Origin of the sequence: Mesoflavibacter zeaxanthinifaciens subsp. sabulilitoris, assembly GCF_014191595.1 — a bacterium.
GTDB lineage: Bacteria > Bacteroidota > Bacteroidia > Flavobacteriales > Flavobacteriaceae > Mesoflavibacter > Mesoflavibacter zeaxanthinifaciens.
The window spans coordinates 405,119-417,683 of the sequence record NZ_JACHWV010000001.1; the positions used below are offsets into that span (position 1 = coordinate 405,119).

General features: G+C 31.1%; 13 protein-coding genes. 4 read left to right on the forward strand and 9 right to left on the reverse strand.

Going from position 1 to position 12,565, the window contains the following annotated elements:
- Positions 1-6: 6 nt before the first annotated feature.
- The 9 genes from FHS04_RS01890 to FHS04_RS01930 form a co-directional block, all read right to left on the reverse strand.
- Complete coding sequence (locus FHS04_RS01890; protein WP_106677861.1) at positions 7-513, reverse strand: hypothetical protein; 507 nt, start codon at positions 511-513, stop codon at positions 7-9.
- Between the two features lie 93 nt (positions 514-606).
- Complete coding sequence (locus tag FHS04_RS01895; protein WP_106677856.1) at positions 607-2,838, reverse strand: TonB-dependent receptor; 2,232 nt, start codon at positions 2,836-2,838, stop codon at positions 607-609.
- 64 nt (positions 2,839-2,902) lie between these two features.
- Complete coding sequence (locus tag FHS04_RS01900; RefSeq protein ID WP_106677854.1) at positions 2,903-3,247, reverse strand: hypothetical protein; 345 nt, start codon at positions 3,245-3,247, stop codon at positions 2,903-2,905.
- Positions 3,248-3,739, reverse strand: a complete 492-nt coding sequence (locus FHS04_RS01905) for a DUF6787 family protein (RefSeq protein ID WP_106677852.1) — start codon at positions 3,737-3,739, stop codon at positions 3,248-3,250. It lies immediately after the preceding gene.
- Between the two features lie 35 nt (positions 3,740-3,774).
- Positions 3,775-4,206, reverse strand: a complete 432-nt coding sequence (locus FHS04_RS01910) for a DUF6146 family protein (RefSeq protein WP_106677850.1) — start codon at positions 4,204-4,206, stop codon at positions 3,775-3,777.
- An 88-nt stretch (positions 4,207-4,294) separates the two neighbouring features.
- Positions 4,295-4,933 (reverse strand): DUF937 domain-containing protein, encoded by a 639-nt coding sequence (locus FHS04_RS01915; RefSeq protein WP_027878944.1) that lies wholly within the window; start codon positions 4,931-4,933, stop codon positions 4,295-4,297.
- Between the two features lie 120 nt (positions 4,934-5,053).
- Positions 5,054-6,010 (reverse strand): D-2-hydroxyacid dehydrogenase, encoded by a 957-nt coding sequence (locus FHS04_RS01920; RefSeq protein WP_106677848.1) that lies wholly within the window; start codon positions 6,008-6,010, stop codon positions 5,054-5,056.
- A 31-nt stretch (positions 6,011-6,041) separates the two neighbouring features.
- The gene (gene serC / locus FHS04_RS01925; protein WP_027878946.1) at positions 6,042-7,103 is read right to left on the reverse strand and encodes a 3-phosphoserine/phosphohydroxythreonine transaminase; all 1,062 of its coding nucleotides are present in this window, start codon (positions 7,101-7,103) and stop codon (positions 6,042-6,044) included.
- 115 nt (positions 7,104-7,218) lie between these two features.
- The gene (locus tag FHS04_RS01930) at positions 7,219-8,280 is read right to left on the reverse strand and encodes an acyl-CoA reductase (RefSeq protein ID WP_106678299.1); all 1,062 of its coding nucleotides are present in this window, start codon (positions 8,278-8,280) and stop codon (positions 7,219-7,221) included.
- Positions 8,281-8,351: 71 nt separating this feature from the next.
- Here FHS04_RS01930 and FHS04_RS01935 point away from each other — a divergent pair, with 71 nt between their 5' ends.
- The 4 genes from FHS04_RS01935 (at position 8,352) to FHS04_RS01950 (ending at position 12,550) form a co-directional block, all read left to right on the forward strand.
- Entirely contained in the window at positions 8,352-8,705 is a 354-nt protein-coding gene (locus tag FHS04_RS01935; protein WP_106677846.1) for a 4Fe-4S dicluster domain-containing protein, read from the forward strand.
- Positions 8,706-8,804: 99 nt separating this feature from the next.
- Positions 8,805-9,899, forward strand: a complete 1,095-nt coding sequence (gene ychF / locus FHS04_RS01940) for a redox-regulated ATPase YchF (protein WP_106677843.1) — start codon at positions 8,805-8,807, stop codon at positions 9,897-9,899.
- A gap of 265 nt (positions 9,900-10,164) precedes the next feature.
- A complete protein-coding gene (locus tag FHS04_RS01945) occupies positions 10,165-12,021 on the forward strand; it encodes a DNA topoisomerase IV subunit B (protein ID WP_027878950.1) in 1,857 nt (618 codons plus the stop codon).
- Between the two features lies 1 nt (position 12,022).
- A complete protein-coding gene (locus FHS04_RS01950; RefSeq protein ID WP_106677840.1) occupies positions 12,023-12,550 on the forward strand; it encodes a hypothetical protein in 528 nt (175 codons plus the stop codon).
- Positions 12,551-12,565 lie beyond the last annotated feature (15 nt).

Sequence of the window (12,565 nt, forward strand, 5' to 3'; positions counted from 1 at the left end):
GTTTTTTTATTCATATTTTTTTATTAATTCTTTTAAAGTTTTAATTTTTCTTTTAATTCTCTTCTCATGGAATTCAATTTTTTTTGATTTTTTAACTAATCTATAATTGTAAATTATACTTCCAATAATTTTCATAATTAGAGTAGTTGAAGTTCCAAGAAAGCTGTAAAAAAACAAATCACTAGTTACTTTATTAATAAATAAAAGAGAGATTGCAATTATTAAACAAAATAAAAAGTAGTTATAAGTTTCCTCAATTAAATTTAACAATTCATCATTATTATTTTCAGATATCTTTTTAAGTGATTTTAATTCATCTTTATAATGATTAACTAAAAATTCAATATTTTTTAATGACCATCTATTTGTTTTAGTTATGGAGAATTTCATTATAGAAAAGAAAAGTTTTTTTAGTAGATCATATATTATATTTAAAACTAATGAAACTAAAAGAACTGAAGTTAAAGAATTGTCTCTTACGAAGCTATTTAACCAATTTAAAATATTCTCCAAAATTTATTTAAAATTTATAATTTAATAAATATAAAAAAATCCCAACGCTAAGTCGGGATTTTTTTGAAGTAATCTTCACTATGTTATTAACAGTTATAAGGTATAATTTAAAGCAAAACTAATATTGCGTCCCATATTAGCAATACCATCTGTTTTTAAGCGTGATAAATGGTTAATGTACACTTTGTTGGTTAAGTTTGTACCTGCAATACTTATATCTAAAGGATTTTTAAATAATGTAACCGTTGTGCCAACACCAGCGCTTAAAAGGTTGTAGCTTGGTGTTGTAGTTTCAAATTGGCTAACATTGTTTTGTGCAAACGTGGTACGTAGTTTTACAAATGCATAACTTTTTTTTAGGGTATTGGTATTAAACTCTGCACGTAACGTATTGGTTAAACTGTTAGCAGGTATTAATGGTAAATAATCATCATTATCTTGTTGTCCTGTTACGGTTTCAAAACTAGACTCTAAATGTAACCAATCTAAAGGATGCGGATGTAAGTGTACACCAAACTCGCCACCATATAAACGCGCATTACTTTGTAAATAGTTATATACAGGTGTGTTGTTTATAAAGTTTCCGTTAGGCGCTAAATAGATGTAATTATTAATGTGGTTATAAAAACCGTTGGCAAAAATTTCAAAATGCTCGTTAGCATATTCTAAGGCTAAATCGGTTTGAAAGTTTTGCTCATTTTTAAGGTTTATATTTCCTACTTCGTATCTATTTGTTCCGTGGTGAGTCCCATCAGACACTAACTCAGATAAATTTGGTGCTCTAAATCCAGTAGCTAGGTTTAATCTTGCTAAGATAGCTTTAGTCACATTAGCTTTGATACCAGCAGCACCATTAAAGCTGTTAAATTGTTTAGTAATAGCATTGTCTATATCTATATTTCTGTGATCAAAACGTGCACCTAATTGCACATCAAAAGTTTCAAAATGAATATGTGATGTGGCTAACACACCAACATCATTAGTTGTTGCGTCTGGTATTAATTGTTCTTCGCCATAATTACTGTTGTTTTGAAGCATACCTTGTACACCAACAATGGTTTCAAATTTACCCATAGTAGGTAAGTTGTATTTAATGTTGTAGTTAAAGGTTTTTAGCTTCATGTGTAGTGCTGGCGCTTGGTCTTTGTGGTGTTCTTCTTCGTGCGCATCTTCGTCATGATCATGGTCGTCTTCATCTTCGTGATGATGGTCTTCAAATTCTTGTCTATCGTTGTAGATATAACCTAAGTTAATATCTAAGCTAGAATTATCAAAAAACCATGTACTTTTTGAACTTAAAATATGGTTGGTTAAGCTTTGGTAAGGCTCTAAAGGTGTTTTTAAATCAGACTGAATTCCAATTTCCTCAGGAATACCAAGTTTAGAAAGGTTAACATTGTATCTAAAATCGGTTTTAAAATTGGTGCTTTGGTAACCTAAACCAGTCTTTAAATCTTGTTCTCTAAAACGTGTATTGGTTACTCTATAATCTTGGGTTTGATAGTCGCTATGTTCTGCTTGGCCTAATCTAATTAAGAATTTAAATTTATCGGCAGATGCTTTATGCCCAAAATTAACATTGTAACCATCTGTATTTGTAAAATATCTAGTGTTTATATTAGTTGCATTACTATTTGGATCTGCAAAACGCTCAGGATTTAGATATAAAACGCCACCAAGTGCATCACTACCGTAAAGTAAAGAAGCAGGACCTTTAATCACTTCGACGCTTTCTATACCAGCATCGCTAATGCCTAAACCGTGTTCTGCACCAAACTGTTGGTTTTCTAGTCGTACACCTTGCGCGTAAACTAACACACGATTACTACTTAAACCTCTAATAACAGGTTTACCAATTCCCATACCAGTTGTAATGCTTTCTACACCAGCGATATTAGTGATTCCGTCAGATAAAGTTACAGCACCTTTTGCTTTTAAAGTGCTTATTTTTTCTTGTTCAACCTTCATTACATTATCTTTTTGAAGCTTATGAAATGGCGTTGAAAGTATAACTTCACTCATTTCTATAGCAGAAGGTTTTAGTTGAAATTGAAACGGACTTGTTGCTGGTAGCGTAATGTTTTCTGAAAAGGTCTCAAAACCAATCACCGAAATGGTTATTTTTTGAACACCAGAAGGTAAATTATTAATAGTGAAATTTCCGTTGTCATCGGTAGTTGTTCCTTTTTCTAACTGCGGAAAATAAATATTTGCATAAGGAATAGGCTCTGAAGAATCATTAATGGTGACTTGTCCAGATATATAGTTTTGTGCAATTGTTACGGTAGATACCATAGCAATTAGCATAAATAAAAATTGTTTCATGTTTTTAAATATGAATTTGTATAAAGTGTTTTAAATAATAAATTTGATATCGCGAAAGCGAAATCTATAACTGCGTATATACAAATTGTGGCGGACCACGAAGTACAATACCTAATCTCTGGTAAGAGCTAATAAATTGGTATTGAGAATGAATAGGTTTGTGATTATTTTTAACCTCTAAAAGTGTGTAACTAAATACAGAAAATGATAGCGAATTGTTGAGTTTTATTTTATAAAAGTCACAATCTACATCTAGTTGGTGTAAGTGATGATCGCTAGTTTTATCTGTACACACCTCATGTTTGTGGTTTTCAAACACATGCATAGCTTTTACCGCAGCAGGTAACAACACAGCTACTGTAAGTAGTACAGCAAAGCCTTTTGTTAGTATGTGTTTAATAGTGTACATTTATTCGTTTAAAAAACGTCCTAAACCAAAACGTTTTAGCATTTTCTTTTCAAAGTTCCAAAAAAATTGAAATTGACCAAATAACCAACCATAAAATACTAGTAAAACTTGGTAAAAAATGAGGCCAATAATAATATATAAAATCCAATAAATAAAAGGATTTAAGTTTTCTTTAGTAATTCCTATATATTTTATTAAAGGTCTTCCAATAAACACAGAGGAAGATCCTGTAATGGCAAATACTATAAAGATAGCTATTAATTCCCATCTATAAGTTACTTTCCATTTATCTTCTAATTTGCTAAACAAGAATAAAGTAACCTTTAATAATAGGTAGGTAATAATAATAGTAAAGCTAATTTTAAGGTAAATATTTTCAAAAAATAAATTAGCTAGTTTATATCCAGAATAAAGTAAACCTAATAAGCCTAAAATAGGAAATAGAAGCTGCCAATTTTTTTGAATTTGCCAGCGTTGTTTAAATACTTTCATAGCTGTTTTTTAAGTTTGCAAAAGTACAAAACGATTTAAAAAGGAGGCACACGACCACCTAAAAGATTTTGATTATATTTATTTTGGAAGTAAATAAAGTAATTATACAATTTATAATTAAGCTCATAACCATAATCAATATTCTGTCGATAGTCAATTTGCATTTCATATAAATTAGGATTGTAACGTTGTGGTTGTGAAACTCTGTTATTCCATGCTTGTACATAGAAAATATTTTTATTTTCTAAATAAGTTTGATTGTAAAACCCTTCTGGTCTTGCAGTTGTATTTAACCAAACATTAAAACCTGGTTCTATTATGATTATTTCGTATTCTGTTTTATCACTAGTTATTTTAATAGTATCTCCAATTTGTGCAGAACTGTTATCTGCTTCTACAGTTTTTTTAGATGTAGTACAGCTATAAACAATTAAAATAATGCAAGCAGCTAAAGCTAAATTTTTCATCGTTCTGTTTTTACTAAAGTTACTAAAATTATTACATAAAAAAAGCCAAACATTTTGTTTGGCTTTTTCTTGAAATATTTAATAATAATTATTTTCCAAATAATCCTCCTAAAAGTCCGCCAAGACCGCCTTTTTTCTTAGCTCCTCCTAAAACCATACCAGCTACGTCATCTACAACGCTACCATCGCCATCTGCATCTAATATTTTTTCTAAAAAGCTTTGTTCTTCTTTAGCTTCACTACCACCAAGTAAACCACCAAGTAAACCACCTAAATCATTAGTAGAACTAACGTTATTTTGTCTTGCTTGTTTACCTAAAACACCCATTAAAATAGGTGCAGCTACTTTAAGGATATTACCAACAGAACCAGCATCTAAACCAGCTTTTTGTCCTATTACTTGTTCTACACCTTGCTTTTTTGCACCTAAAACATGACCTAAAATTTTATCACCATCAGTTTTTACAGACTCATCAACACCGCCATTAAATAATCCTCCAAGGTTATCTAAAATACTACCATCATGTTTATCCATTATAGCTCCAAGTAATCCTTGAGCGCCTTCTGGAGATGCAGAAGCGTTACGCTCCATAGCTTTCATTAATACAGGTAAAGCCATAGTTAATACGCTTCCTGTTCTGTTTTCGTCTGTTCCTGTAGATCCAGAAACACCACTAATTATTGTTTTTCCTAAATCTGAATTTAATAAGTCTAAAATACCTGCCATTTTATTATGTTTTAAAGTTGTTTAAAATTTGTGATTGTAAATTACAAAAAAAAAGTCCCAAGCTATTCTTGAGACTTTAATTAATAAATTTTTTAAAAGAAAACCGATAAAAAGTAAATTTTAATCGTTTAAAAGCAAGCTTTTAATCTGGTCTGCTAACTCAACTCCAATTCTGTCTTGTGCTTCGTTAGTTGCTGCACCAGTATGCGGAGTTAAAGATAAGCTACTATTCATTAATAATTGAATTTCTGGTTGAGGCTCTTTTTCAAAAACGTCTAGTGCTGCTCTTGCTACTTTTCCGCTTTCAATAGCATTAACTAGAGCGATTTCATCTAAAACACCACCACGAGCTGCATTTACAATAATAACACCTTCTTTCATTTTATCAAATTCGTCTTTACCAATCACATATTCTTTTTGTGCCGGTACATGAAGTGTTAAAAAGTCTGAGTTTTTGATAACTTCTTCTTTAGACACAGTTTTAATATCGAAATTTAGTTTTTGACCATTAAAAAACTCTAATTCTAAATCGGCTTTTTCAATAAATGGATCAAAAGCAATTACTTTCATTCCTGCTCCAATAGCTACTTTTGCTGTAGCTTGTCCAATACGCCCAAAACCAATAATACCTAGTGTTTTTCCTTTTAATTCTGTTCCTTTAGCATAAGCTTTTTTTAATGCCTTAAATTTAGTGTCTCCTTCTAAAGGCATGTCTCTATTGGCATTATGTAAAAATCTTGCTAAACCATAAAGGTGAGCAAAAACAAGTTCTGCAACAGAATGAGAAGATGCTGCAGGAGTATTGATTACATGTATACCTTTATTACGTGCATAGTCTACATCTATATTATCCATACCAACGCCACCACGACCTATTATTTTTAGTTCTGGACAAGCGTCAATGATGTCTTTTCTAACTTTTGTTGCGCTTCTTACTAAAAGTACAGTTATATTATTGTTATTAATATAATTTATTAATTGTTCTTGTGCTACAGTAGTGGTATTAACTTCAAATCCAGCAGCTTCTAAAGCTTCGATTCCGCTATTTGATATACCATCGTTTGCTAATACTTTCATTATTATATTTTCTTTTTCTGTTTAAAAATGATTAAGCTTTACTTTCTAATTCGCTCATAACTTCTACTAATACTTTAACACTGTCTAGTGATAAAGCATTATACATACTTGCACGGTAACCACCAACACTTCTGTGTCCGTTAAGTCCGTTAATACCAGCTTCTTTCCACATGGTATCAAAAGTTTCTTTTAAATCGTCGTTTGTTAATGTAAAAGTTGCATTCATGTAAGAACGATCTTCTTTAGCAGCAAATCCTTTAAATAGAGGATTTAAATCTATTTCAGAATAAATTAATCGCGCTTTCTTTTCGTTTTCTTCTTCAATTGCTTTAATACCTCCTAAATCTTTTAACCATTGTAATGTTAACATGCTAGTATATACTGCAAATACTGGAGGCGTATTAAACATTGAACTTTTTTCAATATGCACTTTGTAGTCTAACATAGAAGGTATTTTGCGTGATACTTTACCTAAAACATCTTCTTTTACTATAACTAGAGTAGTACCAGCAGGACCCATGTTTTTTTGAGCACCAGCATAAATAATATCAAATTTTGAAAAATCTAAGGTTCTTGAAAATATGTCAGAACTCATATCACAAACCATTGGTATTGGTGAGTTTGGAAACTCTTTTATTTGTGTTCCAAAAATGGTATTGTTAGATGTACAGTGAAAATAATCGTAATCTTCTGGGATTTCGTATCCTTTAGGGATATAATTGTAATTAGCATTTTTAGAAGACGCAACTTCAATAATGTCATCAAAGATTTTAGCTTCTTTAATAGCTTTGTCAGACCAAGTTCCTGTATTTAGATACGCAGCTCTTTTTTCTAACATATTTTGAGCAACCATTAAAAATTGCATACTTGCACCACCTTGTAAAAATAAAGCTTTATAACCTTTGCCTTCTAAACCAAGTAATTCTAAAGCCAAAGATCTTGCTTGCTCCATAATATCTACAAAGGATTTACTTCTATGAGAAATTTCAATTAAAGATAATCCGTTGTCATAGTCTAAAACCGCTTGAGAGGCTTTTTGTAATACTTCTTGAGGCAATACGCATGGTCCTGCGCTAAAATTGTGTCTTTGCATTTTTTAATATTTTATGCATACACTGTAAGAGATTTACAGTATATATAGTTTGTTTAGCATTACAAAGGTGCTAATTAATACTGTAAAAAATGTTATTAATATGATAATTTATCAACTATATTTTTAACAAAAACTCAATAGTATTAATATCATCTGCATAGTCCCAAAGTTGTGGTTTTTGGGTCATACCAAAATCTACATCGTTTTCGGTTAGCCCTTTAGACACAACACATTGAATTAAATCTTTATCAATGTTTAGCTTGCTTTGAAGTTGTTCTAAACTATCATAGTATTCATAAAAAACAGTTGCGATAGGAGATGCGTAGCTTTGGTCTTCTTTAATCATTAAAAAACCATTTTCTAGCATGTCAAATTCGCTCATTAAATAGACTGCTTTATTATAATCATAATTATTAGCGTATTTAGCCTCTTCAATTATAGGATGCCATTTATACATCACGTTAAAAAAGCTATCAAAATTATAGTCTTTTGGTACAAATAGTTTTGAAACGTTGCGACAGCCTAACCCATAATATCTAAAAATATCTTCTGATAAGGCATTAAGTTGATCTTCAGTTTCATCACCAGTTAAAACTGCTACCGAGTTTCTGTTTTGCCTAATTATTGATGGTTTATTTTTAAAATAATACTCAAAATATCTAGCAGTATTGTTGCTACCTGTTGCTATCACAGCATCAAAATCTTGAAGTTTGTCTTCGGTAAATGTTATTTTTCCTTTTAATTCAGGAGAAACATATTCTAAATATTTAGCTAAAAAAGGTAAAAGGTGTTTATCGTTAGACGATTGCTTTACCAACACATCATGTCCAGTGATTAAAACACTTAAAAAGTCATGAAATCCAACCAAAGGGATATTTCCTGCCATTATAATAGCTACTTTTTTTGGCTTGACTTCGTTTAAATTATAACTTAATAACCATTGCTTTAAATTGTTTTCAGTCAATAAATTAGCCCAGCCTTCTAAAGCGAATAAAATATTGTTTTCAGTAAACCAGCCATTATGTTCTTTGGCTAATTTTATTTGATGTTTAAATCCATCAAAAAACAAGTCATTATGTAGAACATTTTCTTTTTTTTCAATTCCTTTAGTAGTAAATTGGCTTAAAAATTGGCCTAATTCGGCGAAAGCTGTAGTTATGTAATATTTGTTACCCATTATAATTTGTATAACCGTATTTTTGGCTTTATTTTTGTACAAAGTTAAGTAAACAAAAACGAAATTACGCTATGGCAATTATTATAACAGACGAATGTATAAACTGCGGAGCTTGTGAGCCAGAATGCCCAAACACTGCAATTTACGAAGGTGCTGACGATTGGAGATATAAAGACGGAACAAGTTTAGAAGGTAAATTGGTTTTACCTGATGGAAAAGAAGTTGATGCAGATGAGGCGCAAGAGCCTTTAAGTGATGAGATTTATTACATTGTCCCTGATAAATGTACAGAATGTAAAGGTTTTCATGAAGAGCCACAATGTGCTGCTGTATGTCCAGTAGACTGTTGTGTTCCTGATGATGATCACGTAGAAAGTGAAGAAACCTTACTTGGTAAACAAAAATTTATGCATCCTGATGGATAACATAATATTTATCTAAAAATTTAAAATCTCAAGTTAACACTTGGGATTTTTTATTGGATTAATGTGTACATTTGCACTCGTTAAAAATAAAATATAACAATGAAAGCAGGAATTGTAGGCTTACCAAACGTAGGAAAATCGACTTTATTTAATTGTTTGTCTAATGCAAAAGCGCAAAGTGCAAACTTTCCGTTTTGTACGATAGAGCCTAATATTGGTGTGGTAAATGTACCAGATCCAAGGTTGGAAAAGTTAGAAAGTTTAGTAAAACCAGAACGTGTTTTACCAGCAACAGTAGAAATTGTTGATATCGCTGGATTAGTAAAAGGAGCTAGTAAAGGAGAAGGTTTAGGTAATCAATTTTTAGCAAATATTAGAGAAACAGATGCAATTTTACACGTGTTACGCTGTTTTGATAACGATAATATTGTTCATGTAGATGGTAGTGTTGATCCAATAAGAGATAAAGAAACTATAGATATAGAGCTGCAATTAAAAGACTTAGAAACAGTAGAAAAAAAGCTTGACAAAGTAAAAAGAGCTGCAAAAACAGGCGATAAAGAAGCTCAAAAAGAAGAAGCTGTTTTATTAAAAATTAAGGAAGCTTTAGAGGCAGGAACATCGATTAGAGCTTTAGATTTTTCTGAAGAAGACCATAAAGCTTACGTAAAACCATTACAGTTTATTACAGAAAAACCAGTAATGTATGTGTGTAATGTAGACGAAGGTAGTGCTGTTTCTGGTAATGAATATGTTGAAAAAGTACGTGAAAACGTAAAAAATGAAAATGCTGAAGTTTTAGTATTAGCAGTAGGCACAGAAGCAGATATCAATGAATTAGATGATTACGAAGAGCGCCAAATGTTTCTACAAGATATAGGATTAGACGAACCTGGATCTGCAAAATTAATCCGTTCTGCTTATAAATTATTAAACCAACAAACCTACTTTACTGCAGGAGTTAAAGAAGTAAGAGCTTGGACTGTAAATGTAGGTGCAACTGCACCACAAGCAGCAGGAGTAATTCATACCGATTTTGAAAAAGGATTTATTAGAGCAGAAGTTATTGCTTATAATGATTATGTTGAGTTTGGTAGCGAAGCTAAAGTAAAAGAAGCTGGTAAAATGCGTGTTGAAGGTAAAGAATACATCGTAAAAGATGGAGATGTGATGCATTTTAGATTTAATGTGTAATTAACATTTTAGATTGCTTCACAATTAGATATTAAGATTTAAGACATTAAAAACGAGATGAAAATTCATCTCGTTTTTTTGTTTAGAAGTGACTGAGTTAAAATGAAAACACAAGCGAATGATTGAAAATTCGTGAAATTCGTGTCAGAAAAATTATATTCCAACTTATCAAAATATATTGTTAATTAATTTCATAGTCTACTATTTCATTTTTTACTGGGTTGTATTATATTAGCAACATATCTCACATTTTGCACCTAAATTTATGTCAGAACAAACAAATTATACCGAAGACAATATACGCTCGTTAGACTGGAAAGAACACATCCGTATGCGACCTGGTATGTATATTGGTAAACTTGGTGATGGATCTTCGCCAGACGACGGTATATACATTCTGCTTAAAGAAGTATTAGACAACTCGATAGACGAGTTTGTTATGGGCGCAGGAAAAACCATTGAGATTTCCATACAAGGTAATAAAGTAATCGTTCGCGATTATGGTCGTGGTATTCCATTAGGAAAAGTTGTAGACGTCGTGTCTAAAATGAATACCGGTGGTAAATACGATTCTAAAGCCTTTAAAAAATCTGTAGGACTTAACGGTGTTGGTACAAAAGCAGTTAACGCTTTATCAACATATTTTAGAGTAGAATCATCACGTGATGGTAAAAGTGCATCTGCAGATTTTGAGCAAGGAAACCTTGTAGATCAAGAGTTTTTAGAAGAAACGTCAAGACGAAAAGGAACAAAAGTCTCATTTATTCCTGACGAAACTATCTTTAAAAATTACAAGTTTCGTCATGAGTATGTAGCAAAAATGCTTAAAAACTATGTGTACTTAAATCCAGGTTTAACCATAGTTTTTAATGGCGAAAAATACTTTAGTGAAAATGGATTAAAAGATCTTCTTTCAGAAAAAATAAAAGAAGACGATCAACTTTATCCAATAATACACTTACGTGGTGACGATATTGAAGTAGCAATAACGCACAGTAAAACACAATATAGCGAAGATTACAACAGTTTTGTAAACGGACAAAACACAACGCAAGGAGGAACGCATTTAAATGCTTTTAGAGAAGCTATTGTAAAAACTATCAGAGATTTTTATGGTAAAAATTACGATGCTTCAGATGTTAGAAAGTCTATTGTTTCTGCAATTGCCATAAAGGTAATGGAACCAGTTTTTGAAAGTCAGACTAAAACAAAATTAGGTTCTACAGATATGGGTGGAGACTTACCAACCGTTAGAACTTATGTTAACGATTTTATCAAAACGTACTTAGATAACTTTCTACATAAAAATACAGAAACAGCCGAAAAGCTTCAACGTAAAATATTACAAGCCGAACGTGAACGTAAAGAGCTTTCTGGTATTAGAAAATTAGCTAAAGATCGTGCTAAAAAGGCAAGTCTTCATAATAAAAAATTAAGAGATTGTCGTGTGCATTTTGGTGATACAAAAAACGAAAGAAATCTAGAAACTACATTGTTTATAACTGAGGGAGATTCGGCTTCGGGAAGTATCACAAAATCTAGAGATGTTAATACGCAAGCGGTTTTTAGTTTAAAAGGAAAGCCGTTAAACAGTTACGGTTTAACCAAAAAAATAGTTTACGAAAACGAAGAGTTTAATCTACTTCAAGCAGCTTTAAATATAGAAGAATCTTTAGAAGATTTACGTTACAATAACATCGTAATTGCAACCGATGCCGATGTAGATGGTATGCATATTAGACTGTTGTTAATTACTTTTTTCTTACAGTTTTTTCCAGAAGTTATTAAAAACGGACATCTTTACATCTTACAAACACCATTATTTAGGGTAAGAAACAAAAAAGAAACTATTTATTGTTACAGTGAAGAAGAACGTCGTAACGCTATAGAAAAACTAAAGCCAAAACCAGAAATTACACGATTTAAAGGTTTAGGTGAAATTAGTCCAGACGAATTTAAACATTTCATAGGTGACGATATAAGACTTGATCCTGTAATGCTTGACGATAATATGTCTATAGAAGAATTATTGTCTTTTTACATGGGTAAAAACACACCATCGCGACAAGAGTTTATTATAGATAACTTAAAGGTTGAAATGGATTTAATAGAAGAGAAGTAGGATGAAATATAAAGCTATATTAAATTTATTATTTGTTTTATTCTTATGTTTTAATTGTTCTTCTAACGATGAAAACGAAGATTCAATTCAAAGTTGCACAAAAACAATAACCATAACTCAGTTTTATATTCTTGACGGAGCATCTTACAGCTATAACACAGAACAAGAAGTGCCTTGTGATTTTTCAGAGCCAACTAGTGCAGAACAAATAGAACCTCAAAAATTAGAAGACTTTAGCTATAATGTAATTCAGTTTGAATACACACAAAACACAGGTAATAATACGTCTAGATTACAATTTGAAATTCAATTAAATAACCTTAGCGACCAACCAGTAGAAGGTATACAAAGAATAACTATTAATTCAGATAATATCCAATTTTCAACTAATTATGGCATAAATTCTTGTACATCAATTGATGCAAATTCAAGTTGTGTTATTACATATGATGTTGAAGAGCCGCATTCAACAGGTATATCAAATACTTTTGAATTGATAGATGTAGAATATTATTTAACTATCGAATAATTAAAACTTATATTT